This is a genomic window from Ciceribacter sp. T2.26MG-112.2 (assembly GCF_900492205.1).
Lineage (GTDB): Bacteria > Pseudomonadota > Alphaproteobacteria > Rhizobiales > Rhizobiaceae > Allorhizobium > Allorhizobium naphthalenivorans_A.
The window spans coordinates 41,520-67,751 of sequence record NZ_UEYQ01000010.1 but is presented as its reverse complement, the minus strand read 5'-3'; the positions used below and the strand labels follow the sequence as shown (position 1 = coordinate 67,751).

General features: G+C 61.1%; 27 protein-coding genes. 18 read left to right on the top strand and 9 right to left on the bottom strand.

Going from position 1 to position 26,232, the window contains the following annotated elements; genetic code table 11:
* Window positions 1-5: 5 nt before the first annotated feature.
* The 5 genes from mnmG to hemE form a co-directional block, all read right to left on the bottom strand.
* Window positions 6-1,880, bottom strand: a complete 1,875-nt coding sequence (gene mnmG / locus DYZ14_RS15200) for a tRNA uridine-5-carboxymethylaminomethyl(34) synthesis enzyme MnmG (RefSeq protein WP_154721457.1) — start codon at window positions 1,878-1,880, stop codon at window positions 6-8.
* Window positions 1,881-1,945: 65 nt separating this feature from the next.
* Entirely contained in the window at window positions 1,946-3,268 is a 1,323-nt protein-coding gene (gene mnmE, locus DYZ14_RS15195) for a tRNA uridine-5-carboxymethylaminomethyl(34) synthesis GTPase MnmE (RefSeq protein WP_154721504.1), read from the bottom strand.
* 114 nt (window positions 3,269-3,382) lie between these two features.
* The gene (gene rho / locus DYZ14_RS15190; RefSeq protein ID WP_115671418.1) at window positions 3,383-4,648 is read right to left on the bottom strand and encodes a transcription termination factor Rho; all 1,266 of its coding nucleotides are present in this window, start codon (window positions 4,646-4,648) and stop codon (window positions 3,383-3,385) included.
* Between the two features lie 202 nt (window positions 4,649-4,850).
* On the bottom strand, window positions 4,851-5,387 hold the full coding sequence (hemJ, locus tag DYZ14_RS15185; protein ID WP_154721456.1) for a protoporphyrinogen oxidase HemJ: 537 nt from the start codon (window positions 5,385-5,387) through the stop codon (window positions 4,851-4,853).
* 4 nt (window positions 5,388-5,391) lie between these two features.
* Window positions 5,392-6,426: a uroporphyrinogen decarboxylase gene (hemE, locus tag DYZ14_RS15180; RefSeq protein ID WP_154721455.1), complete on the bottom strand. Its 1,035-nt coding sequence runs from the start codon at window positions 6,424-6,426 to the stop codon at window positions 5,392-5,394.
* A gap of 402 nt (window positions 6,427-6,828) precedes the next feature.
* Between hemE and DYZ14_RS15175 the strand changes: the two genes are divergently transcribed.
* The 5 genes from DYZ14_RS15175 to dnaQ are packed head-to-tail and all read left to right on the top strand — an operon-like array spanning window position 6,829 to window position 10,437.
* Complete coding sequence (locus DYZ14_RS15175; protein ID WP_154721454.1) at window positions 6,829-7,650, top strand: pyruvate, water dikinase regulatory protein; 822 nt, start codon at window positions 6,829-6,831, stop codon at window positions 7,648-7,650.
* A gap of 38 nt (window positions 7,651-7,688) precedes the next feature.
* On the top strand, window positions 7,689-8,288 hold the full coding sequence (locus tag DYZ14_RS15170) for a Maf-like protein (RefSeq protein ID WP_154721453.1): 600 nt from the start codon (window positions 7,689-7,691) through the stop codon (window positions 8,286-8,288).
* Window positions 8,281-9,144, top strand: a complete 864-nt coding sequence (locus DYZ14_RS15165; RefSeq protein ID WP_154721452.1) for a shikimate dehydrogenase — start codon at window positions 8,281-8,283, stop codon at window positions 9,142-9,144. Before DYZ14_RS15170 ends, DYZ14_RS15165 begins: the two co-directional genes overlap by 8 nt.
* Window positions 9,141-9,746: a dephospho-CoA kinase gene (gene coaE, locus DYZ14_RS15160; protein ID WP_154721451.1), complete on the top strand. Its 606-nt coding sequence runs from the start codon at window positions 9,141-9,143 to the stop codon at window positions 9,744-9,746. Before DYZ14_RS15165 ends, coaE begins: the two co-directional genes overlap by 4 nt.
* Window positions 9,739-10,437: a DNA polymerase III subunit epsilon gene (gene dnaQ, locus DYZ14_RS15155; protein WP_154721450.1), complete on the top strand. Its 699-nt coding sequence runs from the start codon at window positions 9,739-9,741 to the stop codon at window positions 10,435-10,437. Before coaE ends, dnaQ begins: the two co-directional genes overlap by 8 nt.
* A gap of 66 nt (window positions 10,438-10,503) precedes the next feature.
* Here the strand turns inward: dnaQ and secB are convergent, their stop codons facing one another.
* Window positions 10,504-10,980, bottom strand: coding sequence for a protein-export chaperone SecB (gene secB, locus DYZ14_RS15150; RefSeq protein WP_115671426.1), 477 nt, complete (start codon window positions 10,978-10,980; stop codon window positions 10,504-10,506).
* Between the two features lie 90 nt (window positions 10,981-11,070).
* The gene (locus DYZ14_RS15145; RefSeq protein WP_154721503.1) at window positions 11,071-11,562 is read right to left on the bottom strand and encodes an FxsA family protein; all 492 of its coding nucleotides are present in this window, start codon (window positions 11,560-11,562) and stop codon (window positions 11,071-11,073) included.
* Window positions 11,563-11,723: 161 nt separating this feature from the next.
* Between DYZ14_RS15145 and DYZ14_RS15140 the strand changes: the two genes are divergently transcribed.
* From DYZ14_RS15140 to gyrB, 5 genes are all read left to right on the top strand, one after another.
* The gene (locus DYZ14_RS15140) at window positions 11,724-12,422 is read left to right on the top strand and encodes a Tim44/TimA family putative adaptor protein (protein WP_115671428.1); all 699 of its coding nucleotides are present in this window, start codon (window positions 11,724-11,726) and stop codon (window positions 12,420-12,422) included.
* Window positions 12,419-13,537: a murein transglycosylase A gene (gene mltA, locus DYZ14_RS15135; protein ID WP_154721449.1), complete on the top strand. Its 1,119-nt coding sequence runs from the start codon at window positions 12,419-12,421 to the stop codon at window positions 13,535-13,537. The genes DYZ14_RS15140 and mltA overlap by 4 nt, the downstream gene beginning before the upstream one ends.
* Window positions 13,537-14,091, top strand: a complete 555-nt coding sequence (locus DYZ14_RS15130) for a Smr/MutS family protein (RefSeq protein ID WP_195949967.1) — start codon at window positions 13,537-13,539, stop codon at window positions 14,089-14,091. Before mltA ends, DYZ14_RS15130 begins: the two co-directional genes overlap by 1 nt.
* Complete coding sequence (locus DYZ14_RS15125; RefSeq protein WP_115671430.1) at window positions 14,088-14,453, top strand: helix-turn-helix domain-containing protein; 366 nt, start codon at window positions 14,088-14,090, stop codon at window positions 14,451-14,453. The genes DYZ14_RS15130 and DYZ14_RS15125 overlap by 4 nt, the downstream gene beginning before the upstream one ends.
* A 139-nt stretch (window positions 14,454-14,592) precedes the next feature.
* Window positions 14,593-17,028 carry a DNA topoisomerase (ATP-hydrolyzing) subunit B gene (gene gyrB / locus DYZ14_RS15120; RefSeq protein ID WP_154721447.1) on the top strand — a complete coding sequence of 812 codons (2,436 nt, stop codon included), beginning with the start codon at window positions 14,593-14,595 and terminating at the stop codon, window positions 17,026-17,028.
* 64 nt (window positions 17,029-17,092) lie between these two features.
* Here the strand turns inward: gyrB and DYZ14_RS15115 are convergent, their stop codons facing one another.
* On the bottom strand, window positions 17,093-17,692 hold the full coding sequence (locus tag DYZ14_RS15115) for a nitroreductase family protein (protein ID WP_154721446.1): 600 nt from the start codon (window positions 17,690-17,692) through the stop codon (window positions 17,093-17,095).
* Between the two features lie 317 nt (window positions 17,693-18,009).
* Between DYZ14_RS15115 and DYZ14_RS15110 the strand changes: the two genes are divergently transcribed.
* The 8 genes from DYZ14_RS15110 (at window position 18,010) to DYZ14_RS15075 (ending at window position 25,833) form a co-directional block, all read left to right on the top strand.
* Window positions 18,010-19,290, top strand: coding sequence for a polyhydroxyalkanoate depolymerase (locus DYZ14_RS15110; protein ID WP_154721445.1), 1,281 nt, complete (start codon window positions 18,010-18,012; stop codon window positions 19,288-19,290).
* 135 nt (window positions 19,291-19,425) lie between these two features.
* On the top strand, window positions 19,426-19,848 hold the full coding sequence (locus DYZ14_RS15105) for a DUF2852 domain-containing protein (RefSeq protein WP_154721444.1): 423 nt from the start codon (window positions 19,426-19,428) through the stop codon (window positions 19,846-19,848).
* Window positions 19,849-19,934: 86 nt separating this feature from the next.
* Complete coding sequence (locus DYZ14_RS15100) at window positions 19,935-20,690, top strand: M48 family metallopeptidase (protein WP_154721443.1); 756 nt, start codon at window positions 19,935-19,937, stop codon at window positions 20,688-20,690.
* Between the two features lie 72 nt (window positions 20,691-20,762).
* On the top strand, window positions 20,763-21,437 hold the full coding sequence (locus DYZ14_RS15095) for a phosphoribosylanthranilate isomerase (RefSeq protein WP_154721442.1): 675 nt from the start codon (window positions 20,763-20,765) through the stop codon (window positions 21,435-21,437).
* On the top strand, window positions 21,434-22,654 hold the full coding sequence (gene trpB / locus DYZ14_RS15090; protein ID WP_115671436.1) for a tryptophan synthase subunit beta: 1,221 nt from the start codon (window positions 21,434-21,436) through the stop codon (window positions 22,652-22,654). Before DYZ14_RS15095 ends, trpB begins: the two co-directional genes overlap by 4 nt.
* A 1-nt stretch (window position 22,655) precedes the next feature.
* Window positions 22,656-23,495: a tryptophan synthase subunit alpha gene (gene trpA / locus DYZ14_RS15085; protein ID WP_115671437.1), complete on the top strand. Its 840-nt coding sequence runs from the start codon at window positions 22,656-22,658 to the stop codon at window positions 23,493-23,495.
* A gap of 38 nt (window positions 23,496-23,533) precedes the next feature.
* The gene (accD, locus tag DYZ14_RS15080) at window positions 23,534-24,442 is read left to right on the top strand and encodes an acetyl-CoA carboxylase, carboxyltransferase subunit beta (RefSeq protein ID WP_154721441.1); all 909 of its coding nucleotides are present in this window, start codon (window positions 23,534-23,536) and stop codon (window positions 24,440-24,442) included.
* A gap of 47 nt (window positions 24,443-24,489) precedes the next feature.
* The gene (locus DYZ14_RS15075; protein WP_154721440.1) at window positions 24,490-25,833 is read left to right on the top strand and encodes a bifunctional folylpolyglutamate synthase/dihydrofolate synthase; all 1,344 of its coding nucleotides are present in this window, start codon (window positions 24,490-24,492) and stop codon (window positions 25,831-25,833) included.
* Window positions 25,834-25,882: 49 nt separating this feature from the next.
* Here DYZ14_RS15075 and trxA read toward each other — a convergent pair whose 3' ends face one another.
* Entirely contained in the window at window positions 25,883-26,203 is a 321-nt protein-coding gene (gene trxA / locus DYZ14_RS15070; protein WP_115671440.1) for a thioredoxin, read from the bottom strand.
* Window positions 26,204-26,232: the final 29 nt, after the last annotated feature.

Below are 26,232 nucleotides of genomic sequence, written 5' to 3'. Positions count from 1 at the left end.
TTTCATCATCCCGCCCTGCGCATCGGCTCAGCTTTCCGCAGGCAAGCGATCAACAACGAAACCGCGGCCGGCGTCATTCCGTTGATCTTCTTCGCCTGAGCGACCGACCACGGGCGGGTGGCAGTCAATTTCTGCTTGAGCTCGTTCGACAGCCCGGGCAGTTCCGAATAGTCAAAATCCGCAGGAATACGACGGTCTTCCTCGCTCATCACGTCACTAATATCGGCGGTTTGTCGAATGATGTAGTTCGAATAGAGAGCATCGATCGAAACGCCCGCTGCGATCTGGTCCGGGACATCGCTGAGATGCGGCCATATGCGGCATAGGTCGGACCAGCCAAGGTCCGGATAGGAGAGTAGTTCACGCGCTGTGCGCCGCTTGCCATCCTGATTCACGGAAATGCCGGCACTCAACGCCTCGACCGGCGTAACGGTCAGCTCCTCGAGTTCCGCATACTTCGATATCCGATGCGAAGCATAGGTGCTGAAACGCGACGCTCGTGCGCTTCCCACGCAACCAAGTTCCATGCCGAGGGGAGTCAGGCGCATATCCGCATTGTCGGCACGCAGGGAAAGCCTATATTCGGCCCTCGACGTAAACATGCGATAGGGCTCGGTCACCCCCGCACTCGTCAGATCATCGATCATCACGCCAATATACGACTGTGTTCTGCTGAACACGACCCCGTCGTCACCACCAGCGAGCCGAGCAGCATTGATCCCCGCAACCAGGCCCTGAGCTGCGGCCTCTTCATAGCCCGTGGTGCCATTGATCTGGCCAGCCAGGAAGAGCCCCGGGATCTTCTTCACTTCGAGCGTGGGCTGAAGCTCTCGAGGATCGACATAGTCATACTCGATCGCGTAGCCGAATTGCAGGATCTGCACATCCTCCAGTCCGGGTATGGAACGAATATATGCCTTCTGCACCTCCTCGGGGAGAGAGGTAGAAATTCCGTTGGGATAGACAGTATCGTCATCCAGCCCCTCGGGCTCGAGAAAAATCTGATGACCATCCCTATCACCGAAACGCATGATCTTATCTTCGATGGAAGGACAGTAACGCGGTCCTATACCTTCGATCTGACCGGAATACATGGCCGAAAGGTGAATATTGTCCCGTATAATCTTGTGCGTTTCTTCCGTCGTCCGCGTTATACCACAGCTGATCTGCGGGGTATCAATCCGATCGGTCATGAAGGAAAATGGTATCGGATCCGAATCGGATTTTTGCCGCTCAAGGCTATCCCAGTGGATCGTCTTGCCATCCAGCCGAGCCGGCGTACCGGTCTTCAGTCGTCCCATCTTCAGTTTGGCCGCCTCAAGTCCAGCACTGAGACCAAGCGACGGAGCTTCCCCGATTCGACCAGCCGGGATCTTCCGATCACCGATGTGAATAAGGCCACGCAAGAAAGTGCCGCTGGTCAGAACCGCAGCGCGGCAGCCAAACTCCCGTCCATCTGCAAGGTTCAACGCACACACTGCGCCACTCTTGTCGACAGAGAAGGATGCGACATCGCCCTCGATGATCTGGAGGTTGTCCAACTCCGCCAGGGCCGCCTGAACGGCCAGACGATAGAGCTTGCGGTCGGCTTGCGTGCGAGGACCCCAGACCGCGGGACCCTTGCGCCGGTTCAGCATGCGGAACTGGATGCCGCCCAGATCCGCGCACCGACCCATGATGCCATCCAGCGCATCGATCTCCCGCACCAGATGGCCCTTGCCCAGGCCACCGATCGCCGGATTGCACGACATGGCACCGATGGTATCCGCGCGATGCGTCAGCAAGGCAACATTCGCGCCCATGCGGGCAGCGGCGGCGGCCGCCTCCGTCCCGGCATGGCCACCACCAATGACGAGCACATCAAAGCTCTTGTCTGTCATCTCAGTCCTCGACCGTTAATCAAGACTTCCAACGCGTCCAGCACATTGGTCCTGTTTCACGTGAATCACTTGCCGACGCAGAATTCGGAAAAGATCTTTCCGAGCAACATTTCCACATCGATGCGACCGGTTATCCGCGCCAGGGCGTCTGACGCCCGCCGAAGATGCTCGGCGCGCATCTCAAGGCCCAGATGGGTATCGGCAATCGCCCGACGAACCTCATCAAGCGCCTCGTTAAGTTGCTGTCCATGCCTCAGGCGACTGGGAATCGCAAGGGAAAACGCCCCCACCCTCGCCTCGACGTGGGATAGGACCTTCTGCTTAATGTCCTCAATCCCCAACCCCGATGCGCTGGAAACCAGAATATCGCCATTTGGTTTCATATCCGAATCAATCAGCAGATCACATTTGGTGAGAACCCGGATCACCGGCAATCCGGCGGGCACTTCGACGAAATCAACAAGCTCCGAACCATCGCTCAACGAAAGCACCAGATCCGCTTCCTCCATCTTGGCCAAGGCCCGACGGATTCCTTCACGCTCTACCGGCTCGGCAGTCTCGCGAAGACCGGCCGTGTCATAGAAGTGAACCGCAAACCCGCCTATATCGAGCTCGATATGCAGGATATCGCGCGTTGTCCCTTCATACTCCGTCACGATAGCCACATCGCGTCCAGCCAAAGCATTGAGAAGGCTGGATTTTCCCGCGTTCGGGCGTCCCGCGATCACCACCTTGAAGCCGTCGCGGATAATCTCTCCGGTCTTCAGGTTCGCAAGCGCCCGCTCGAGTTCCGCGGCAAAGTCGTGCATATCGGCCCAGACGCGTTCCGATACCGACCCTGGGATATCCCCTTCGTCGGAGAAATCCAGCTCCGCCTCGATCATCGCACGGGCCTCGACGAGCTTCGCCCGCCATGCCTCATACACCGCAGACAGGCCGCCGCTGCTTTGTTCGACGGCAAGACGCCGTTGCATCTCCGTATCGGCCGCCAGAAGGTCCGAGAGGCCTTCGATCTCGACGAGATCCAGTTTGCCGTGTTCGAAGGCGCGTCGGGAAAATTCTCCGGCCTCGGCCATCCGACAATTGTCAAAGGAACCCAGTTCCTCGAGCACGATACGGATCAGCGCACGACCACCGTGTAGATGAAGCTCGAGGCAATCCTCGCCGGTAAACGAATGCGGGGCCGGAAACCACAGCACCAGAGCCTGGTCGAGCATGAGACCGTTGCGGGAACGAATCGAACGAAGGGCTGCCTGGCGAGGCTCAGGCAATTTGCCCGCCAGTTCCTGGCATATCGCGCCGGCCATTGACCCACTGATGCGCACGATCGCCACGCCTGAGGGCAGGGCGCCGGACGACAGAGCAAAGATTGTTTCGCGGACAGTCATGCGCATGACGATCGACCTCATATCCCATCGCGGAGTTCGATACGGAAGCGAATCGAGCGGCAGTGTGAACCGCCGCTCGCCGAATACTCATCAATGGCCCGACGGAATGCCGACTCAGGTGTTCATCGAGTCGAAGAAGTCGCCATTGTTCTTGGTCTGCTTGAGCTTGTCGATGAGGAACTCGATCGCATCGGTCGTGCCCATGGGAGCCAGGATGCGACGCAGTACAAAGATCTTTTGCAGATCCTGACGCGGTACGAGCAGGTCTTCCTTGCGGGTACCGGATTTCAGAATATCCATCGCCGGGAAGATGCGCTTGTCGGCGACCTTGCGGTCGAGCACGATTTCCGAGTTGCCGGTACCCTTGAACTCTTCGAAGATGACTTCGTCCATGCGGCTGCCGGTATCGATCAGCGCCGTCGCGATGATCGTCAGCGAGCCGCCTTCCTCGATGTTACGAGCTGCACCGAAGAAGCGCTTGGGGCGCTGCAGGGCGTTGGCGTCGACACCGCCAGTGAGGACCTTGCCGGACGACGGCACGACGGTGTTGTAGGCGCGGCCAAGGCGCGTGATCGAGTCGAGCAGAATGACCACGTCGCGACCGTGTTCGACCAGGCGCTTGGCCTTCTCGATGACCATCTCGGCCACCTGCACGTGGCGCACGGCAGGCTCGTCGAAGGTCGAGGACACGACTTCACCGCGCACCGAGCGCTGCATGTCGGTCACTTCTTCCGGCCGCTCGTCGATCAGCAAGACGATGAGATAACATTCCGGATGGTTGGCCGTGATGGAATGGGCGATGTTCTGCAGGAGAACGGTCTTACCGGTACGGGGCGGCGCGACGATCAGTCCGCGCTGGCCCTTGCCGAGCGGCGCGACCAGGTCGATGACTCGGGCAGACAGATCCTTTGACGTCGGAACGTCGAGTTCCATCTTGAAGCGCTCGTTCGGGTAGAGCGGCGTCAGATTGTCGAAATGAACCTTGTGGCGGATCTTTTCCGGGTCCTCGAAATTGATCGTGTTGACCTTCAACAGGGCGAAATAGCGCTCACCCTCCTTCGGTCCACGGATCGGCCCCTCGACGGTATCGCCCGTCTTCAGGGAGAAGCGGCGGATCTGCGAGGGCGAGATGTAGATGTCGTCCGGACCCGGCAGGTAGTTGGCATTGGCCGAGCGAAGGAAACCGAAGCCATCCTGAAGGACCTCGACGACACCTTCGCCGATGATCTCCACATCCTGGGCAGCCAGCATCTTGAGAATCGCGAACATCAGTTCCTGTTTGCGCATCGTGCTGGCGTTCTCGACTTCCAGCGATTCGGCAAAGGTCAGGAGATCGGTAGGCGACTTGCTCTTGAGTTCTTGTAGCTTCATTTCAGCCATGAAGATGGACCACGTTCTTCTGATTATTTTTTAAGGGGATGGCGAGCCGGTTGAATTCGGTACGATCGCGAGGGCCGCAAATGACAGAATGTTACGCAAGCCGAGAAGATGAGATTGCGCGAAAATAGCGATTCAGCCTTTTGCCCGCAAGCGAAAAGCAAAATCAGTCGAAAATAATGGCTGAAGCCGAAGACGGACCGTCTCAGAACGGCTTGACGACGACGAGAATGACGATCGCGATCATCAGCAGCGTCGGAACTTCATTCATCAGCCGCCAGAAGCGGGCATTGCCGACATAGTCGCCGCGGCCAAACGCCTTCACCGATTTGGCAAAGTACCCGTGCACGCCGGAAAGCACAAACACAGCCGCCAGCTTGGCATGCAGCCAGCCGCCCTGGAACTGGTAAACACTCCAGGCGATGTAGAGGCCCAGTATCCAGGAAACGACCATGGCAGGATTCATGATCACCTTCATCAGCCGTTCCTCCATGATGCTGAAGGTGCGAGCCTGATCCGAATCCGGCTTGCAATCGCCGTGGTAGATGAACAGACGCGGCATGTAGAGCATGCCGGCCATCCACGAGATGATGGCAATCACATGCAGCGCCTTGATCCAGGGATAGGCCGCATCGTCGCCGAACACCACGATTGCAAGGGCGATCGCCCCGAAGAACACCAGCGCTGTTGCGGCCTTTATGGCCGCCCTCCGTCCGGGTGCCGCATCCGTCTGCCGTTCCACGGCCCTATTCCTTCATGCCGCGCACGCGCCTGACAAGGGCCGTCACGTTCTCCGGATCCGCCTGGGGCGTAATGCCGTGGCCGAGATTGAAGATCAGCGGACCATGCCCGAGTTTGTCCAGGATTCGATCAATCCCTTCCTCGAGCGCTCGACCGCCCGCGACGACGCGCATCGGATCGAGATTGCCCTGCACCGGTCCGTCCTTCTGCAGCTCCTGGGCAAAACTCAACGGTACCGTCCAATCGAGCCCGATGGCATCGGCACCGGTCTTCTGCCGATAATCTTTCAACAACAGGCCGGCTCCCTTGGCGAAGGCGATGACCCGAGCGCCGGGTCGCTGCGCCTTGACCGAAGCAATGATCCGCGCCATCGGCCGCGTGCAATATCTGTCGAACTCTTCCTCCCCCAGCACCCCGGCCCAGGAATCGAAGATCTGGACGGCATCCGCGCCGGCATCGATCTGGGCGACCAGATAGGTCGCGGACATGTCGGCCAGCAAATCGAGGAGATAGTCGAACGCTTCCGGATCACGATAGGCGAACAGGCGGGCAGGGGCCTGGTCGGGTGTGCCGTGTCCGGCAATCATGTAAGTGGCCACAGTCCAGGGCGCGCCACAGAAGCCGAGCAGCGTCGTCTCGCCCGGCAGTTCCCGACGCAGCCGCCGCACCGTTTCGATCACCGGTTCCAGATGTCCCATGAAACCATCGGCCGCCAGATTGCGAATGCCGTCCGCATCGATCGGGTCCATCTGCGGCCCGTGTCCTTCCGTGAAACGCACATTGCGCTTCAAGGCATCGGGAATGACGAGAATGTCCGAAAACAGGATCGCCGCATCGAAGCCATAGCGCCGGATAGGCTGGAGCGTCACCTCCACGGCAAAGTCGGGCGTGTAGCAGAGATCGAGAAAGCTTCCGGCCTCTGCGCGGGTCTTTCGATATTCCGGAAGATAACGTCCCGCCTGCCGCATCAACCAGATCGGCGGTGGGGTCACTGTCCTGCCATTCAGAACTTCGAGAATCTTGCGTTCGCTACCGCTCAAGGCGCCTGCCCTCTTAAAAAAGAAAAGATAATTGAATCTTCTTCTATTTCTAAGAGTCTGTGGCTATCAAGGATTAAAGCTGTTCCACAGACAAACCGGAGCTTTGCCTCACCTCCCAAGGGATCAGGACGAATCTCAGCCGTTTGGCTGAGGAGTTGGGTAAAAACCGATAAAATTCATAAAATACAATGGCTTCTTTAGGCTCGGCCAAAACGGCATCCTGTGGATAAAGGTTGAACAAGTCGGCACAGATGCGGCGTCTTACCACAATCCACAGGTGCCTCTGAAATCCTCCCGCCGGGCAAGGGGTGTGGACAAGTCGGCACTTTTCCCCTTGCCCGGCCATGCCCGGCACCGCTACCTCTGTTTGTCCCGACTTATCAACAGGCGATCGAGAAGAACGTGGAGAACCGGAAAAATTTCTTTCATCTCCATCTGATTTCTGACTCCACGGGAGAGACTCTCATATCGGCTGGCCGTGCCGCGGCGGCGCAATTCAAGGCGTCCAACGCCATCGAGCATGTTTATCCCCTGATCCGCTCCAAGCGGCAGCTTCTGCCGGTTCTTCAGGCCATCGACGAGGAGCCGGGGATTGTCCTTTATACGATCGTCGATCCGGACCTTTGCAATCTCTTGGAGACCACATGCCGGGAAATGGGCGTGCCGAGCGTCAACGTGCTCGCGCCGGTGATCGAGAAGTTCCAGACCTATCTCGGAGCACCTTCGCGCGGAAGGGTGGGCGCGCAACATGTGCTGAATGCCGAATATTTCGCGCGGATCGAAGCGCTGAATTTCACCATGGACCACGATGACGGCCAATCCGCCGAGGATTACGACGCGGCCGATGTGGTCATCATCGGTATCAGCCGGACTTCGAAGACGCCGACGAGCATCTATCTGGCGAACCGGGGCATCAAGACGGCGAATATCCCGATCGTCGTCGGAGTGCCGCTACCGGACAGCCTGATGCGCGCCACGAGGCCGCTGATCGTGGGATTGATCGCAACCTCCGACCGCATTTCCCAGGTGCGGGAAAACCGGGAACTGGGTGCGACGCCAGGCTACGACCGCAGCGATTACATCGATCGCGCGACCATCGCCGAGGAACTGAAATATGCTCGCATGCTCTGCGCCCGCAACAATTGGCCGATCATCGACGTCACTCGGCGCTCGATCGAGGAGACGGCAGCCGCCATCGTTGCCCTTCGATTGAAGCTGCGTTAAGCCGATTCCAGCGGATAGTCTTTCAGGAATGCTGTGCCATGACCGATACACTGGTTCTCGCCTCCGCGAGCCCGTCACGCCGAAAGCTGATGGAAAATGCCGGACTGGTTTTTAAAGCGGTTGCGGCCAATGTCGACGAACGTGCGATAGAGCAGGAGCTTCTCCCCAGGGCCCTCGGGCCTGGCGACTTGGCAATTGAGCTTGCGGCGGCAAAGGCACTGGAGGTCAGCCATCGTTTTCCAGCCGCCCTGGTCATCGGCTGCGACCAGACCATGTCGCTTGGAGAGCGGGTCTTCCACAAGCCTGCGGACCGCGCCGAAGCGAGATCGACCCTTTCCGCCCTGCGCGGCAGGGAGCACCGGTTGAACAGCGGTATCGTGCTTGTGCGCGAGGGCAGGGAGCTGTGGCGTCACCTGTCGACAGCAGACCTTAGCATGCGCACGTTCTCCGACGCCTTTCTCGAAAGATATCTGGATCGCTGCGGAGAGAAGGTGATGGAGAGTGTCGGCTGCTACCAGCTGGAGGGGATCGGAATCCAGCTATTCAATTCGATAACCGGTGACTACTTCACCATTCTCGGCCTGCCGCTGCTTCCGCTGCTGGGGGAGCTGCGCGCCCTGGGAGAGCTTGATGGCTGATTCACGTGAAACAGTTAACCATCACGCCTTCGTCGTTGGTTTCCCCATCAGGCATTCCCGCTCTCCCCTGATCCACGGTCATTGGCTGAAGACACTCGGCATCGCCGGCACTTACGAAAAGATCGAGGTAGCACCGGAGGACTTTGCAGGCTTTGTCGCCAATCTTAAGAGTGGCGCGCTTGGTCTCTGCGGCGGCAATGTCACCATACCGCACAAGGAATCGGCCTATCGGCTCGCCGATGCAACAGATGCGCTGACCGATGAACTCGGAGCTGCCAACACCCTCTGGCTCGAGGACGGCAGGCTAAAGGCGACCAATACGGACGGCATTGGTTTTCTGGCCAATCTCGACGACCGCCGTCCGGGATGGGATCGCGCCGCCAAACGAGCAATCGTCCTGGGTGCGGGCGGCGCGAGCCGGGCTGTCATCCAGGCGCTGCGGGAACGCGGCTTCCGGGAGATCCATGTGGTCAATCGCTCGCTAGACCGGGCTTTGGAACTTGCTGACCGCTTCGGCCCGCGGGTGCATGGGCACCGGATGGACGCTTGCGCCGAGGTCATGCAAGGAGCCGACTTCTTCGTCAATACGACATCACTGGGCATGGCGGGGTCGCCGGCGCCGGCACTTCCTTTTAGCACCTTGGCGCCGAACGCTGTCGTGACGGATATCGTCTATGTGCCGCTGAAGACCGACTTCCTCGCCCAGGCCGAGCGGGTCGGTCTGGCGACCGTCGACGGCCTGGGCATGCTGTTGCACCAGGCCGTGCCGGGTTTTGAAAAGTGGTTCGGTCAGCGGCCGGTCGTCGACCAGTCGCTTCGCGATCTGATCATTGCCGATCTCAAGGAGCATCCATGATCGTCGTCGGTCTCACAGGATCGATCGGCATGGGCAAGTCGACGACGGCGGGCCTGTTTGCCGAGCAGGGCATAGCCGTGAACGATGCGGACATCGTGGTCCACGAGCTCTATCGCGAAGAAGCCGTGGAGCCGATTGGCCGGCTCTTTCCCGACGCCGTCACGACAGGGGTGGTCGATCGAAGCGTGTTGGCCGAAAATCTGGCAAAGAATCCGGCTAAGTTCAAGGAGCTCGAAGCGATCGTCCATCCGCTGGTGCGCAAGCGGGAAGAGCGCTTTCTCGCCGAGCAGCGGGGGGCCGGCGCGGACATGGTGGTGCTGGATATACCGCTGCTGTTTGAAACCGCCGGCGCGGATCGGGTCGATGTGATCGTTGTCGTCAGCTGTGATGCGGACATTCAGCGTCGGCGCGTGCTCGAAAGGCCGGGAATGACCCCGGAAAAATTCGAAATGATCTTGTCGCGCCAGCTGCCTGATGCTGAGAAGCGACGGCACGCCGATTTCGTCATCGATACAGGTCACGGGATAGAGGCGGCACGCCAACAGGTCTTGGAAGTGGTGGCGGAGATACGGGCGGGAAAGGGAAGAAAATCGGATGCGTGAGATCGTCTTTGACACGGAAACCACGGGCCTCGAATTCAAGAACGACCGGGTGATCGAAATTGGCGGGATCGAACTGCTGAACCATTTCCCGACCGGCCGCAGTTTCCATGTCTACATCAACCCGGGCGACCGACGGGTGCATCCCGACGCGCTTGCCGTGCACGGCATCACCGACGAGTTCCTCAAGGACAAGCCGACCTTCGATCAGATCGTCGACGAGATGCTTGAGTTTTTCGACGGCGCACGGTGGGTGGCCCACAACGCCACCTTCGACATGAGCTTCATCAATGCCGAATTCGAGCGGCTGCGCAGGCCGCCGGTGCCGGGCGAACTGGTCGTCGATACGCTGGCGCTTGCGCGCCGCAAGCACCCGATGGGACCGAACTCGCTCGATGCGCTCTGCCGGCGCTACGGCATCGACAATTCGCACCGCACCAAGCACGGCGCGCTGCTCGACTCCGAACTGCTGGCCGAAGTCTATATCGAGATGCTCGGCGGGCGCCAGGCGGCCTTCGGTCTGATGCCGGTGGAAGAGGGTCGCGCCCGAGGCGGAGAGGAGATCGAGGTGATCGATGTCAGCTATGAGCGACCGCGCGCCCTGCCGCCCCGTATTTCCGCCAGTGAGCGGGAGGGCCACGTCGCCCTGGTCGCCCGCCTCGGAGAAAAGGCGATCTGGGCCAAATATAACTGACCTAGCGGCCAGCAAAAAGGCCCGGACAAGCCGGGCCTCCTGGACTTCCTGCCTGATCCTTGAGGATCAGTTCGGTACGGCCTGAACCTTGGCCCGGGTCTGTTCTTCGGCGACGCGCTGGGCGAACATTTGGGCGAAATCGATCGGATCGATGAGCAGCGGCGGGAAGCCGCCATTGCGGGTCGCGTCGGCGATGATCTGGCGCGCGAACGGGAAGAGCAGGCGCGGGCACTCGATGAAAAGGACCGGCAGCATGTGTTCCTGGGGAAAGCCGGTGACGCGGAATACGCCGCCATAGACGAGCTCGGCCGCGAACAGAACCTTGTCGCCGTCCTTGGCTTCAGCGTTGAGCGCGAGCACGACGTCGAAATCGGAATCCGACAGAGGATTGGCGTTGACATTGACGTTGATGTTGATCGCCGGGGCCTTGTCGCGCGCTTGCAGCGAACGCGGCGCGCCGGGATTTTCAAAGGAAAGATCCTTGATGTACTGGGCAAGAATATTGAGGGAAGGGCTTGCAGTTCCCTGATCGTCGTTGGCCATAGGGCGTTCCTCGCGGCTGGATTTGGTGACGCCATCTAACATTTCACCACCGGCCTTACAACCCTCGAGCAGCCGGGCTGGGAGCGTGTCTCAGTCCTTCCGCTCGTCATCGACGGACCAGGGTGAAGACCGGTTCGGATCGTGGCGGTAGTCCCTCTCGTCCAGGTCAATCACCGTGGATCGCGGTGAAGCCTCCCCTTTGGTCGAGGACCGATAGGTGAAGCGGCTTTCACGCATGACCGTCACATGCGGCCTCACCAGCGACCAGGCGAAATCACGTATAAAAGGCAAGAAAAGCAGGATACCGACGATGTCGGTCAAGAAGCCGGGGATGATCAGCAGGAAGGCAGCGATGACGATCATCGCGCCATGCACGATCTCGCGCGCCGGGTTCCGTCCGTCTTGGCTCTCCGTCTGCAGGCGCCGCAAGATCCCGGCACCCTGGACCCGTAGCAAGGCAAGCCCGACGATGCCCGAAAGCACCGTCAAGCCGACGGTCGCCAGGACACCGACATATTTGCCGACAATGACGAAGGCGGCGATCTCGGCGAGCGGCAGAAGAAGTAGGATCGCCAACGGCATGCGCATGAAGTTGCTCCGGTTCGAATTCGCAACTGGCGGATAAAGCCAGGAAATGGACGTATCGGCATTTCAAAGAAAGCCGATTGGCTATTTGAATGATCCGCATTCGCAGACTATATGGGTGACACGACCGAGAATTTAAACAAGGCCGACCGATTGCCATGGGCTCCAACGATTTCGTCACTCTCTTCTTTCTGGTTGCCGCTGTTCTGATCTTCCTGCAGCTGCGCAGCGTGCTGGGTCGGCGGACAGGCAATGAAAAGCCCCCTTTCGATCCCTACAGCCCCCGTGATCTGGCGAAGGGGCCGGGAAGCGATGATGGCAAGGTGGTGACCTTGCCGAAGCGCGACGAGGCCGGCGGCGATGAGCGCTTTGCCGCCATCGATGCCTTTGCCAAGCCCGGTACCGCACTCAACACGTCGCTGCGCGAGCTCACCCAGCACGATCCGAACTTCAATCCGAAGGAATTTCTCAACGGCGCCCGCATGGCCTACGAGATGATCGTGATGGCCTTTGCCGACGGTGATCGCAAGACCCTGAAGAACCTATTGTCGCGTGACGTCTTCGAGGGTTTCGAGGCGGTGATCGCTGATCGCGAATCCCGCGGCGAAGTGGTCAAGTCGACCTTCGTCGGCATCGAGAAGGCGGAAATCACCCAGGCCGCGGTGCGCGACAATGAGGAGCAGATCACCGTCCGCATCATTTGCCAGCTGATCACCGCAACCTACGACAAGGCCGGAACGCTGATCGACGGTGACGCGGAACAGGTGACCGAAGTCAACGACCTGTGGACCTTCGCCCGCGATATCCGTTCGCGCGATCCGAACTGGAAGCTGGTTGCAACCGAAGCGGACGCGTGAGGCCGGACAGCATGGATTTCGTTTTCCGGCCGGTCGGCTTTGATGCTTTGCCCGGCTGGACCGAGGACGATCCGACCGCCCTGTTTGCGGCACTTCATGCCTGCCGCGAACACATTCTCAATGTCAAACCTTATCGTACGGGCGAAAGCGGCTTGTCGTCCGAGGACCTGATGCCTCTGCTGGACGCCGCGGAAAACCTTCATCCGGCCACAGCAGCCGATGCCCGTGCTTTCTTCGAAGCCGAGTGCCGTGCGTTCCGCGTCGAGCTCAAGGATGGTGCGCGCGGGTTCGTCACCGCTTTCTACGAGCCGGATGTCGAGGTATCGGCCGAGCCCGGCGAAACCTATCGCTATCCCTTCTATCGCCGGCCGGATGATCTGATCGATCTGGACGATACCAACCGTCCCGCGGATTTCGACAAGAGCTATGCCTTTGGCCGCAAGACGGGGAGCGGAATCACCGCCTATCCCGATCGACGCGCGATCGACCAGGGTTTCCTTGAGGGCAGGGGTTTGGAGATCGCCTGGGCGAAGTCGAAGGTCGATGTCTTCTTCGCCCATGTCCAGGGCGCCGCGCGGCTGCGATTTGCCGACGGCTCGTTGAAGCGCATCACCTTTGCTGCGAAGGCCGGCCATCCCTTCTCGGCGATCGGCCGGCTGCTGGTCGATCGGGGCGAAATCCCGATGGCCGAGATATCCATGCAGACGATCCGCGCCTGGCTGGCTGCGCATCCCGACGAGGTGGATGAGCCGCTCTGGCAGAACCGATCCTACATCTTCTTTCGCGAAGTGGAGGTCGGGGATAGAAGGCTCGGGCCGGTCGCCGCGGCCAAGGTGCCGTTGATCCCCGGGCGCTCGCTCGCCGTCGATCGGCTGATCCACAGCTTCGGTTATCCCTTCTTCATCCATGCGCCGGGCCTGACCAGGCTCGACCAGGGGCGCCCCTTCGCCCGGCTGATGCTGGCGCTCGAGACCGGTTCGGCGATTGTCGGCCCGGCCCGCGGCGACATTTTCACCGGCTCCGGCGACGAGGCCGGCGAACTGGCGGGCGCGGTGCGCGATGCCGCCGATTTCTATATACTGGTTCCGAAGCAGGCGGCATCGAGGTTCGGCTAGTGGCGAGCAGAGGCAAACTGAGCGCGGAAGATCGCATCCTGTGGGGAAAGGTGGCACGCTCGACGCGTCCAATGCCGGATCGCCTCGAGGACCTTCTCGCCTTCGAGGAGGAACTGGCCGAACCTGTCGCGCAGCCCGGCACGACACGGTCGGTCGGAACGGTGGTGGACACGGGGACCTATGTCGAGCCGCAAAAGAAGCCGGGCGGGATTCATCATCCGCTGGAGAAACCGGTCAAGCGCAAGCTGTCGCGCGGGCACCTCGCGCTCGAAGCCCGCATCGACCTGCACGGCCTGATCCAGAGCGAGGCCCACAGCATCCTTCTCGATTTCCTGATCCGGGCGCACGAGCGCGGCTTGCGCCATGTCCTGGTCATCACCGGCAAGGGTAGTTCGCTTGGCAGTGATGGCGCCCTCAAACGCGCGGTTCCGCTGTGGTTTTCCAAGTCGGAATTCCGCTTCCTCATTTCATCCTATGAACCGGCCGCCCGCCAGCACGGCGGTGAGGGTGCGCTTTACGTTCGCCTGTCGCGCGGCGCGGGAGAGCGGCGATGACCCCGTTCGGCGAGGCCATGCGTCGTCTTCGCGAAAGGAAAGGCGTGTCGCAGAAACAGATGGCCGCCGCCATCGGCGTTTCGCCGGCCTATCTTTCCGCCCTGGAACACGGCCGGCGGGGCCGCCCGAATTTCGATTTCCTGCAGCGTGTCGCCGGTTACTTCAATATCATATGGGACGAAGCGGAGGAACTCTTCATGATTGCCGACGCGTCGGACCCGCGCGTGGTGATCGACACCTGCGGCATGCCCGCGGAATACACCGCATTGGCCAACGAATTGTCGCGGAAGATTCGCGTCCTTTCGCCGGATGTGGTAAGAGATTTGAGAATTCTACTCGAAGGAGCGGAAAAGTCCGCCTGACGGTGTGACAAACGCCGCTATCCACGGGATTTCCCTGTCCTGCCTTTGGAACTTGCCCCAAAACTCCTATAGTCGATGCGCTTGAAGCTGCTGATTCGAGGATCGGCCCTTTTGGACCTATGACTGGAAAGATTACCGAATGACCGACACACCGATCACCGAGAATGAAGCGCCGGCCGAATATGGCGCTGATTCGATCAAGGTGCTGAAGGGGCTGGATGCTGTCCGCAAGCGCCCCGGCATGTATATCGGTGACACGGACGACGGTTCCGGGCTCCATCACATGGTCTACGAAGTCGTCGACAACGCAATCGACGAGGCGTTGGCCGGCCATGCCGACATCGTCACGGTTACGCTGAATGCCGATGGAACGGTCACGGTGACCGATAATGGCCGAGGCATTCCGACGGATATCCACACCGGCGAGGGCGTCTCCGCAGCCGAGGTCATCATGACCCAGCTCCATGCCGGCGGCAAGTTCGACCAGAACTCCTACAAGGTCTCGGGCGGTCTGCACGGCGTCGGCGTTTCGGTGGTCAATGCGCTTTCCGTCAAGCTCAAGCTGAAGATCCGCCGCGCCGGCAAGATCTGCGAGATGAGCTTTACCCATGGTGTGCCCGACGCGCCGCTCGCGGTGACCGGCGAGTATGAGGGCCGCTCGGGCACCGAAGTCACCTTCCTGCCGAGCCCGGAAACCTTCACCAATATCGAATTCGACTATGGCACCCTCGAACACCGGCTGCGCGAACTCGCTTTCCTCAATTCCGGCGTTCGCATCCTTCTGACCGACAAGCGTCATTCCGACATTCGCCAGGAAGAGATGGTCTATGACGGTGGCCTGGAAGCCTTCGTCGTCTATCTCGACCGGGCAAAGAAGCCGCTGGTGGAAAAACCGGTATCGATCCGCGGCGAGAAGGACGGCATCACCGTCGAAGTCGCCATGTGGTGGAATGACAGCTATCACGAGAACATGCTGTGCTTCACCAACAACATTCCGCAGCGTGACGGCGGCACCCACATGGCCGGCTTCCGCGCGGCCCTGACCCGCCAGATCACCTCTTATGCCGACAGTTCGGGCATTACCAAGAAGGAAAAGGTCAGCCTCACCGGCGACGATTGCCGCGAAGGTCTGACGGCCGTTCTCTCGGTCAAGGTTCCGGATCCGAAGTTTTCGTCCCAGACCAAGGACAAGCTCGTCTCGTCCGAAGTTCGCCCCGTCGTCGAAAGCCTGGTGAACGAGGCGCTCAGCACCTGGCTGGAGGAGCATCCGTCGGATGCCAAGATCCTCGTCGGCAAGGTGGTCGAGGCTGCAGCCGCGCGCGAAGCGGCCCGACGCGCCCGCGAACTGACGCGGCGCAAGGGCGTTCTCGATATTGCCTCGCTGCCCGGCAAGCTCGCCGACTGCTCCGAGCGCGACCCGTCCAAGTCCGAACTCTTCCTCGTCGAGGGCGACTCGGCAGGCGGTTCGGCGAAGCAGGGACGTTCGCGTGAAACGCAGGCCATCCTGCCGCTGCGCGGCAAGATCCTCAATGTCGAGCGCGCCCGCTTCGACCGCATGCTGTCGAGCCAGGAAATCGGCACGTTGATCACCGCGCTCGGCACCTCGATCGGCAAGGACGAATTCAACGCCGACAAGCTGCGCTATCACAAGATCATCATCATGACGGACGCAGACGTCGACGGCGCCCACATCCGTACCCTGCTGCTGACCTTTTTCTTCCGGCAGATGCCGGAGCTGATCGAACGTGGCCATATCTACATCGCCCAGCCGCCGCTTTATAAGGTCGCGCGTGGAAAGTCGGTGCAGTATCTCAAGGACGAGAAGGCGCTCGAGGACTATCTGATCTCGATGGGCCTGGAGGATACCACGCTCAACCTCGGCAATGGCGAAGTCCGTGCCGGCCACGATCTGCGCGAAGTCATCCAGGACGCGCTACGCCTTCGCTCGCTGATCGAGAACCTGCATTCGCGCTATAATCGCAACGTCATCGAGCAGGCCGCCATTTCCGGCGCGCTCAATCCCGAACTGACCGACAACCGCGAACGGGCCGAAGCGACCGCTGCCGATGTGGCCAAGCGGTTGGATCTCATCGCCGAGGAGACCGAGCGCGGCTGGACGGGCCATGTCACGGAAGAGGGCGGACTGCGCTTCGAACGGATGGTGCGAGGCGTCAAGGAAACCGCAAATCTCGACAATGCCCTGATCGGTTCAGCCGACGCCCGCCATATCGACCAGCTCGCGACGCGTCTCCAGGAGATCTACGGCATCCCGCCCGTTCTGCAGCGCAAGGACGGCAAGACCGAGATTTCGGGACCGCGGGCGCTCCTCGCATCGATCTTCGCGGTCGGTCGCAAGGGACTGACGATGCAGCGTTACAAAGGTCTCGGGGAAATGAACGCCGAGCAGTTGTGGGAAACGACGCTCGATCCGAATGTCCGCTCTCTGTTGCAGGTCAGGGTCAACGACGCGACCGACGCCGACGGATTGTTCTCTCGTCTGATGGGAGACGAAGTCGAGCCTCGCCGCGAGTTCATCCAGGAAAACGCCCTGAGCGTCGCCAACCTCGACATCTAGCAAATGTTCACGTGAATCCGGCTAAAGAGTGATTCACGTGAAACACTTGGTTAACGCGCGGTGATCATCCGCGCGGAAAGCGGCCGGCAAAGGCGATATCGGCCAGTTTCTTTCGGCCGTTCGGCACTTCGCGGCCCTTGAGATGGTCCGGCAAGGTGTCGGGATCGGCGTGCCTGCCGATGGCGACGGCGGCTTCCGCCCGGAAGCCGGCCGGTGCGCCGAGCACCTCGATCGCCCGCTCGAAGTCGACGCCGCCCATGGCATGGGCGAGGTAGCCCAAGTGCAGCGCCTGCAGCGACAGCATGGCCCAGGCGGCGCCCGTGTCGAAGCTGTGGCTGCGCAGGGGCCTCGGCTCTAGACCGTCATTCCTCCGGCTCAAGGTGTCGGAAAACAGGAAGACCAGCGCCGAGGCGGATCTTGCCCAGACCTGGTTTGATTCGTTCAGCAAACCGACGAATGGCTCCCAATCCGTAGAAGTGTTGAGCGCATAGACGAAACGCCACGGTTGGTAGTTGCTGGCGGAGGGTGCCCAACGTGCCGCCTCGAGCATGGTCAGCAGGTGTTTCTCATCCATCGCTTCGCCGGTAAAGGCGCGCGGCGACCAGCGGTCGAGGAACAAGGGTTCGATATCGAACTCGGACGTGCGGCTGTTGCTGATGGTCATGAGGCAGATCTACTCCGGAGGGAAGAGGGCAGGGGCTGGCGATCGCAAAGGTGATCGACCTGATAAATATAGGCCGATCCTCCACCTGCAAGGGCCGCGACCGGCCATGCGGCCCAGCCTTATCCGAACATTGACCAGTTTCGCCGGTGGAACTTTAACCTCCGGGTGCGATTATTGGCACAATAACCTCCGCTGCCTTCCCCAGAAAGCAGGAGAAGGACACCGAACAAAGCAGTTCCTAATTAACCAAACTCTGCTAGTTTTACAGATCGATGACACACCGCGTCACAGCGGAAACCAAAAGGCGGCGAGATTTCATGTTCTACCAGCTCTATGAAATGAACCATGCGGCAATGGCACCGTTCCGGGCCACGGCCGACGCCATGCGGCTCGCCTACCGCCACCCGTTCAATCCGCTGTCTCATACCGTCGTCGGGCGAACCCTCGCCGCAGGCTTCGAAGTCTTCGAGCGCGTGACGCGGCGCTATGGAAAGCCGGAATTCGGCCTGCCGACGACCACGGTGAACGGCCAGACGGTGACCGTCAGCGAGGAGATCGTCTGGCAGAAACCGTTCTGCAATTTGATCCATTTCAGCCGGGACCTGCCGGCCGGTGCTGAACCCGGTCCGCGCATCCTGATCGTCGCGCCGATGTCCGGTCACTATGCGACGCTTCTGCGCGGCACCGTCGAAGCGCTCATGCAAGGGGCGGATGTCTACATCACCGACTGGATCGACGCCCGCATGGTGCCTGTCACCGACGGCGGCTTCGATCTCGACGACTATATCGATTACGTGATCGAGATGATCCACCACCTCGGTGCCGACACCCATGTCGTTGCGGTCTGCCAGCCGTCCGTACCGGTTCTCGCCGCGGTGGCCGTCATGGAGGCCAATGGCGACCCGCTTTACCCGTCGTCGATGACGCTGATGGGCGGTCCGATCGACACCCGCAGCAATCCCACTGCGGTCAACGAACTGGCCCAGAACAAGCCGCTGGAATGGTTCAAGGACAATGTCATCATGAATGTTCCCTGGCCGCAGCCGGGCTTCATGCGGGCGGTCTATCCGGGCTTCCTGCAATTGTCCGGCTTCATGTCGATGAACCTCGACCGGCACATGATCGCCCACAAGGACTTCTACATGCACCTCGTCAAGAATGACGGGGATTCGGCCGAGAAGCATCGTGACTTCTATGACGAGTATCTGGCGGTAATGGACCTGACCGCAGAATTCTACCTGCAGACCGTCGATACCGTTTTCATCAAGCACGCGCTGCCGAAGGGCGAGATGCTGCATCGCGGCAAGCTGGTCGATACCAAGGCGATCCGCAATGTTGCATTGCTGACGGTGGAGGGCGAGAACGACGACATTTCCGGCGTCGGCCAGACCCGCGCGGCCCAGACCATCTGCCCCAATATTCCCGACGATAAGCGCATGCATTATTTGCAGCCGGATGTCGGTCACTACGGGGTCTTCAACGGTTCGCGATTCCGCAAGGAGATCGCCCCCCGCATCATCGCCTTTGCCACCCAGCAGTCGCGTAGCGCAAAGCAAAGCCCGGTGCGACGCGTGATCAAGGGCGGCAAGTCTGCCTGAATATCCACGTTTTTCGTGAGGCTTTCAGTATATTAGCCGATTGCGAAAACGCTCTCCTTGAACCCAAGGGGGGCGTTTCCCACATCGTTTTCATCGGCGGCATATCGCCCCCGACGAAAGCGAGGGTAATCGATGATGAACCAGTCAGCATTGCTTCGACCGGATTGGACGCCGGCGACCGTTGCCTTGATGGTGCTCGGCTTCATGGTGTTTTGGCCGCTCGGCCTGGCCATGCTGGCCTATATTGTCTTTGGCGACCGTTTCCGCTCGTTCAAGCAGAACGCCAACCAGACGGCCGACGGCCTGTTCAGCAAGTGCCGCAGCGGCGGTTTCCGTAGCACGCATTTCTCGACCGGCAATTCGGCCTTTGACGATTGGCGCAAGGTCGAACTCGACCGCCTCGAAGAAGAGCGTCGCAAGCTCGACGAGATGCGCGCCGACTTCGACCGCTATGTGCGCGAATTGCGTCGCGCCAAGGATCAGGAAGAATTCGACCGCTTCATGCGGGAACGCTCCGCCGAACGTCGCAACGGCGATGACGCGGCCTCCGGCGCCTGACCTGACCGCAAGAGAGCAATCGGCCGGCACCATGGTGTGCCGGCTTTTTCATGCGCGATACCGGCGAATCGGCTAAGACGAGACCCATGTTTTCCTTCCTTCAGAAGCCTGTCCGTGCAAAGGCACCGGCCACCTCGAGCCGACTGCTCGACGTGAGCGGTCGCGAGATGCCGCTGGTGATCCGCAGCAATCCCCGCGCCACGCGCATCACGCTGCGCATCGAGCCGGGCGGACGGGGCCTGAAGATGACCGTTCCGCCGGGCCTGCGGGAACGCGAGATCGCCGACTTCCTCGAGCGCCATCGCGGCTGGCTGGAAGTGAAGCTGGCGAAGTTTTCATCCGATACCCGCCTGGCGGACGGCGGCGAAATCCTGCTGCGGGGCGTGCCCCACCGCATCATCCATTCCGGCCGGTTGCGCGGCCTGACCGAGGCGATCGATTCCGAGATCGGCCCGGTGCTGAGTGTCAGCGGCATGGAGGAGCATCTCGGCCGGCGCATCGGCGACTTTCTCAAGAAGGAAGCACGGTGCGATCTCGAGAAACTGGTCAGCGGCCATTCAAGGGCGGTCGGCAAGCCCTTCAAGTCCCTGACCATGAAAGACACCCGCAGCCGTTGGGGCTCCTGTTCCTGGGACGGCAAACTGAGTTTCTCCTGGCGCATTGTCATGGCCCCGCCGCCGGTGATCGACTATCTTGCCGCGCATGAGGTCGCCCACCTGAGGGAAATGAACCATGGGCCGGCATTCTGGGCGCTCTGCCGCGATCTCTGCCCGCATATGGACACCGCGAAAGCCTGGCTGAAGCGACACGGCACCCGGCTGCACGCCATCGACTTCGATTGAAGTCGTCGGGGCGAACCGACCGCGTCGCAAATTGGCTCGACTCTTTTGCGTTTTCGTGCGACTTCCGCTGCCATGAGACCCGATATCAAGATCTGCGGATTGAAGACGCCGGAAGCGGTCGATCGTGCCGTCGAACGGGGCGCGACGCATGTCGGCTTCATTTTCTTCGGCAAGAGCCCGCGCAACATCGAGCCCGACCTCGCCGGCGTGCTGGCCGACCGGGTGAGGGGATGCGCCAAGATCGTCGCCGTCACCGTCGATGCCGACAATGACGACCTCGACGAGATCATCGCGCTCGTGCGGCCGGACATCCTGCAGTTTCATGGCGCGGAGAGCCCCGAGCGGGTGCTGACGGTCAAGGCCGTCACTGGATTGCCGGTGATGAAGGCATTTTCCATCCGCGAACCCGATGACCTGAAGCGCATCGAGCCCTATATCGGCATTGCGGATCGTTTCCTGTTCGACGCCAAGCCGCCGGTGGGTTCCGATCTGCCGGGCGGAAACGGGGTTTCCTTCGACTGGCGGGTCTTGCGGACGCTTGACCCGAACGTCGACTACATGCTTTCCGGAGGCCTCAACAGGGACAATATTGCCGATGCGCTTCGGGAGACCGGGGCGCGCGGCATTGATGTGTCGTCCGGCGTGGAGAGTGCACCGGGCGTCAAGGATCTGGACAAGATGGACGAGTTTTTCGCGGCAGTCGAACGGGCTTCGGTTCGCGAGCCGGTTTCAGGGAGCGCACAGTGAACGAGACACCGAGACCCAATTCCTTCCGTGAAGGACCTGACGAGGACGGCCTGTTCGGCATTTTCGGTGGGCGCTTCGTCGCCGAGACCCTGATGCCGCTCATCCTCGACCTGCAGGCCGAGTGGGAAAAGGCAAAGACGGATGAGGCCTTCCAGGCCGAGCTTGCGCACCTCAACACGCATTATACCGGTCGTCCGAGCCCGCTCTATTTCGCCGAGCGTCTGACGGAAGAACTGGGCGGCGCGAAGATCTACTTCAAGCGCGACGAGCTGAACCACACCGGCAGCCACAAGATCAACAACTGCCTTGGCCAGATCCTGCTCGCCAAACGCATGGGCAAGACCCGCATCATCGCCGAAACCGGCGCCGGCCAGCATGGCGTCGCCTCGGCGACGGTTGCCGCCCGCTTCGGCATTCCCTGCGTCGTCTATATGGGCGCGACCGATGTCGAGCGCCAGGCGCCGAACGTCTTCCGCATGAAGCTGCTGGGCGCCGAGGTCAAGCCGGTCACGGCCGGTCACGGCACGCTGAAGGATGCGATGAACGAGGCGCTGCGCGACTGGGTGACCAATGTCGACGACACCTACTACATGATCGGCACCGCCGCCGGTCCGCACCCCTATCCGGAAATGGTCCGCGACTTCCAGTCGGTCATCGGACGCGAAACCCGCGAACAGATGATGGCGGCCGAGGGCCGGTTGCCGGACATGCTGGTGGCTGCCGTGGGCGGCGGGTCCAACGCCATCGGCCTGTTCCATCCCTTCCTCGACGATACGTCGGTCAAGATCGTCGGCGTCGAAGCCGGCGGCAAGGGCCTTGACGGCGAAGAGCATTGCGCCTCGCTCACGGCCGGCTCGCCCGGCGTCCTGCACGGCAACCGCACCTATCTGCTGCAGGACGAGGACGGCCAGATCAAGGAAGGCCATTCGATCTCGGCCGGCCTCGACTATCCGGGTATCGGTCCGGAGCATTCCTGGTTGAAGGACCAGGGCCGCGTCGAATATGTGCCGATCATGGATACCGAGGCGCTGGCCGCCTTCCAGATGTTGACCCGTACCGAGGGCATCATTCCCGCGCTCGAACCGAGCCATGCGCTCGCCGAAGTCATCAAGCGCGCGCCGAAGATGGACAAGGACCAGATCATCGTCATGAATCTCTGCGGCCGCGGCGACAAGGACATCTTCACCGTCGGCAAGATTCTCGGAATGGGGCTCTGACATGACCGCTCGTATGGACAAGAAATTCGCCGAACTGAAAGCCGCGGGCCGGCCGGCGCTCGTCACCTATTTCATGGGCGGCGATCCGGACTATGAGACCTCGTTGGAAATCATGAAGGCGCTTCCTGGCGCCGGCGCGGATGTCATCGAACTCGGCGCACCGTTTTCCGATCCGATGGCCGATGGCCCGGCCATTCAGCTGGCCGGCCAGCGCGCTCTCAAGGGCGGCCAGACGATGAAGAAGACGCTGCAGATGGCCCGCGAATTCCGCAAGGGCGACGACACGACCCCCATCGTCATCATGGGCTACTACAACCCGGTCTACGTCTACGGCGTCGAACGTTTTCTCGATGACGCGCTGGAAGCCGGCATCGACGGCCTGATCATCGTCGACCTGCCCGCCGAAATGGACAATGAGCTGTGCATCCCGGCACGCAAGCGGGATATCAACTTCATCCGTCTGACTACGCCCACGACCGATGACAAGCGCCTTCCCAAGGTGCTGACCAACACGTCGGGTTTCGTCTACTACGTATCGATGACCGGCATCACCGGTTCGGCGCTGCCCGATCCGTCTAAGATCGCTGGTGCCGTCGGCCGCATCAAGAGCCAGACCGATCTGCCTGTCTGCGTCGGCTTCGGCGTCAAGACCGCCGAACATGCCCGCCTGATCGGCGCCAATGCCGACGGCGTCGTCGTCGGCACCGCAATCGTCAATCAGGTGGCAACCTCGCTAGACAAGGATGGCCGTGCCTCCGCCGATACGGTGCAGTCGGTTGCCACCTTCGTGCGCGGTTTGTCGGCCGGCGTTCATGCCGCCCGCCTTGCCGCCGCCGAATAGTCTTCCCATATGGCCTGGGACAGTCAGGAGTTAGTCAAGTGAACTGGATTACCAATTACGTGCGGCCGCGGATCAATTCCATGCTGGGCCGCCGCGAGGTTCCCGACAATCTTTGGATCAAGTGCCCCGAAACCGGCGAGATGGTCTTCCACAAGGATCTCGAAGAGAACAAGTGGGTGATCCCGGCCTCGGGCTATCACATGAAGATGCCGGCCAAGGCCCGTTTGGTCGATCTTTTCGATGACGGTCATTTCGAGGCCCTGACGCAGCCGAAGGTGGCGCAGGATCCGCTGAAGTTCCGTGATTCGAAGAAATATGCCGACCGCCTTAAGGACAGCCGGGTGAAGACCGATCAGGAAGACACGATCCTGGCCGGTGTCGGCACGGTCGAGGGCGTCAAGCTCGTCGCCGTCGTGCACGAATTCAACTTCATGGGCGGCTCGCTCGGCATCGCCGCGGGCGAGGCGATCGTCAAGGCGTTTGAACGCGCGCTCGCCGAGAAGTGCCCGCTGGTGATGTTCCCCGCTTCGGGCGGCGCGCGCATGCAGGAAGGCATCCTGTCGCTGATGCAGCTGCCGCGCACCACGGTCGCGGTCGACATGCTGAAGGAAGCGGGCCTTCCGTACATCGTCGTTCTGACCAACCCGACCACCGGTGGCGTGACGGCATCCTATGCCATGCTGGGTGACCTGCACATCGCCGAGCCGGGTGCGGAAATCTGCTTCGCCGGCAAGCGGGTGATCGAGCAGACGATCCGCGAAAAACTGCCGGAAGGCTTCCAGACCTCCGAATACCTGCTGGAACACGGCATGATCGACATGGTGGCCAAGCGTCACGAGATCCCGTCGCTCTTGGCGCGGGTGCTGAAGATCATGCTGAAACGTCCGGCGGCGGTCGGCGAACTCGTGCCGGCTGAAAAGGCCGAACCGCAGAAGGTTTCGGCCTGAGCCGGAATCTTTCTGCCGATCGAGGCGAAGCAGCGGAATTTTCAAACATGGCCGAGCCCGCCTTCAGCAAGGCAGAACAGGTAATCGACGAGCTTCTGGGCTTGCACCCCAAGGGCTTCGATCTCTCCCTCACGCGTATTCGCCGGCTGCTGGAACTGCTCGGCAATCCGCAGGACAGGTTGCCGCCGGTCATCCATGTGGCCGGCACCAATGGCAAGGGTTCGGTCACGGCCTTCTGCCGGGCGCTTCTCGAAGCCAAGGGCCTTTCCGTCCACGTCCACACCTCGCCGCATCTGGTGCGCTGGCATGAACGCTATCGGATCGGCGTCAAGGGCGGGCCAGGCCAGTTCGTCGATGATGAGCTTTTTGCCGATGCGCTGAAACGGGTCGCGGCTGCCAATGGCGGCCAGCAGATCACCGTGTTCGAGATCCTGACGGCGGTCACTTTCCTGCTCTTTTCCGAGCAGCCGGCCGATGTGGCGATCATCGAGGTCGGCCTTGGTGGGCGTTTCGACGCCACCAATGTCATTGCGGCGCCGGCCGTTTCGGTCATCATGCCGATCTCGCTCGACCACCAGCCCTATCTCGGTGACCGGGTCGAACTGATCGCCGCCGAAAAGGCGGGGATCATGAAGCGTGGGCTTCCCGTCGTGATCGGACAGCAGGAATATGAGTCGGCGCGCGATGTTCTCGTGACCACGGCCGAGCGGCTGGGCTGCCCGCTAGCGGTCTTCGGTCAGGACTATGGCGCGCACGAGGAGTTTGGCCGGCTCGTCTACCAGGACGAATTCGGCCTGATGGACCTTCCCTTGCCGCGCCTTCCGGGTCGACACCAGTATGGCAATGCCGCCGCCGCCATCCGTGCCGTCAAGGCCGCCGGCTTCGAGGTGTCGCCGGCCATGGCGGAAACGGCGATGACCTCAGTCGAATGGCCGGGTCGACTGCAGCGGCTGACCGAGGGCCGATTGGTGGCCGAAGCGCCTCTCGGCGCTGAAATCTGGGTCGACGGCGGCCACAATCCCGGTGCCGGCGAGGTGATTGCCGAAGCGATGGCCGGTTTCGAGGAGCGCCAGTCGCGACCGCTTTACCTGATCACCGGCATGATCAACACCAAGGATCCGGTCGGCTATTTCCGTGCCTTCGCCGACATAGCCCAGGACGTCTTCACCGTGCCGATCCGTGGGACGGATGCGGCGCTCGACCCCGTCGCTCTGGCCCATGCGGCCTTTGATGCGGGTCTTGTGGCGGCGCCGATGGCTTCGGTTGCCGATGCGCTTCGCGAGATCGTCGAGCGGGTCGATCCCGCCGCCCCGCCGCCGCGCATCCTGATCGGCGGCTCGCTCTATCTCGTCGGCAATGTGCTGGCCGACAATGGTACGCCTCCCAAATGAAAAAAGCCGGGGCGAGCCCGGCTTTCTTGCATGACGATGAGCCCGCAGATCAGGCGGCGCTGGAAATCCAGCTCGACAGGGCGGTCTTCGGCGCTGCGCCGACCTTGATGTCGGCCACTTCGCCACCCTTGAACATGGCAAGGGTCGGGATCGAGCGCACGCCGAACTTGGCGGCGATTTCCGGATTTTCGTCGATGTTGACCTTTACGATCTTCACCTTGCCGGCAAGCTCGTTGGAGATCTCCTCCAGGCTCGGACCGATCATCTTGCAGGGGCCGCACCATTCGGCCCAGAAATCCACGACCACGGGTTCCGCCGAATCGAGAACTTCAGCCTGAAAATTGGAATTGTCGACTTTTACCGTAGCCATGGGCTGCTCCTTTGCCGGTATCGATTTGT

What these genes read in the sequence shown, in the direction of transcription:
- mnmG (WP_154721457.1), bottom strand. Translation starts at nt 1,880, where the DNA reads ATGACAGACAAGAGCTTTGATGTGCTCGTCATTGGTGGTGGCCATGCC.
- mnmE (WP_154721504.1), bottom strand. Translation starts at nt 3,268, where the DNA reads ATGACTGTCCGCGAAACAATCTTTGCTCTGTCGTCCGGCGCCCTGCCC.
- rho (WP_115671418.1), bottom strand. Translation starts at nt 4,648, where the DNA reads ATGGCTGAAATGAAGCTACAAGAACTCAAGAGCAAGTCGCCTACCGAT.
- DYZ14_RS15170 (WP_154721453.1), top strand. Translation starts at nt 7,689, where the DNA reads ATGACCGATACACTGGTTCTCGCCTCCGCGAGCCCGTCACGCCGAAAG.
- DYZ14_RS15165 (WP_154721452.1), top strand. Translation starts at nt 8,281, where the DNA reads ATGGCTGATTCACGTGAAACAGTTAACCATCACGCCTTCGTCGTTGGT.
- coaE (WP_154721451.1), top strand. Translation starts at nt 9,141, where the DNA reads ATGATCGTCGTCGGTCTCACAGGATCGATCGGCATGGGCAAGTCGACG.
- dnaQ (WP_154721450.1), top strand. Translation starts at nt 9,739, where the DNA reads ATGCGTGAGATCGTCTTTGACACGGAAACCACGGGCCTCGAATTCAAG.
- secB (WP_115671426.1), bottom strand. Translation starts at nt 10,980, where the DNA reads ATGGCCAACGACGATCAGGGAACTGCAAGCCCTTCCCTCAATATTCTT.
- DYZ14_RS15145 (WP_154721503.1), bottom strand. Translation starts at nt 11,562, where the DNA reads ATGCCGTTGGCGATCCTACTTCTTCTGCCGCTCGCCGAGATCGCCGCC.
- DYZ14_RS15140 (WP_115671428.1), top strand. Translation starts at nt 11,724, where the DNA reads ATGGGCTCCAACGATTTCGTCACTCTCTTCTTTCTGGTTGCCGCTGTT.
- DYZ14_RS15125 (WP_115671430.1), top strand. Translation starts at nt 14,088, where the DNA reads ATGACCCCGTTCGGCGAGGCCATGCGTCGTCTTCGCGAAAGGAAAGGC.
- gyrB (WP_154721447.1), top strand. Translation starts at nt 14,593, where the DNA reads ATGACCGACACACCGATCACCGAGAATGAAGCGCCGGCCGAATATGGC.
- DYZ14_RS15115 (WP_154721446.1), bottom strand. Translation starts at nt 17,692, where the DNA reads ATGACCATCAGCAACAGCCGCACGTCCGAGTTCGATATCGAACCCTTG.
- DYZ14_RS15110 (WP_154721445.1), top strand. Translation starts at nt 18,010, where the DNA reads ATGTTCTACCAGCTCTATGAAATGAACCATGCGGCAATGGCACCGTTC.
- DYZ14_RS15105 (WP_154721444.1), top strand. Translation starts at nt 19,426, where the DNA reads ATGAACCAGTCAGCATTGCTTCGACCGGATTGGACGCCGGCGACCGTT.
- DYZ14_RS15100 (WP_154721443.1), top strand. Translation starts at nt 19,935, where the DNA reads ATGTTTTCCTTCCTTCAGAAGCCTGTCCGTGCAAAGGCACCGGCCACC.
- DYZ14_RS15095 (WP_154721442.1), top strand. Translation starts at nt 20,763, where the DNA reads ATGAGACCCGATATCAAGATCTGCGGATTGAAGACGCCGGAAGCGGTC.
- trpA (WP_115671437.1), top strand. Translation starts at nt 22,656, where the DNA reads ATGACCGCTCGTATGGACAAGAAATTCGCCGAACTGAAAGCCGCGGGC.
- DYZ14_RS15075 (WP_154721440.1), top strand. Translation starts at nt 24,490, where the DNA reads ATGGCCGAGCCCGCCTTCAGCAAGGCAGAACAGGTAATCGACGAGCTT.
- trxA (WP_115671440.1), bottom strand. Translation starts at nt 26,203, where the DNA reads ATGGCTACGGTAAAAGTCGACAATTCCAATTTTCAGGCTGAAGTTCTC.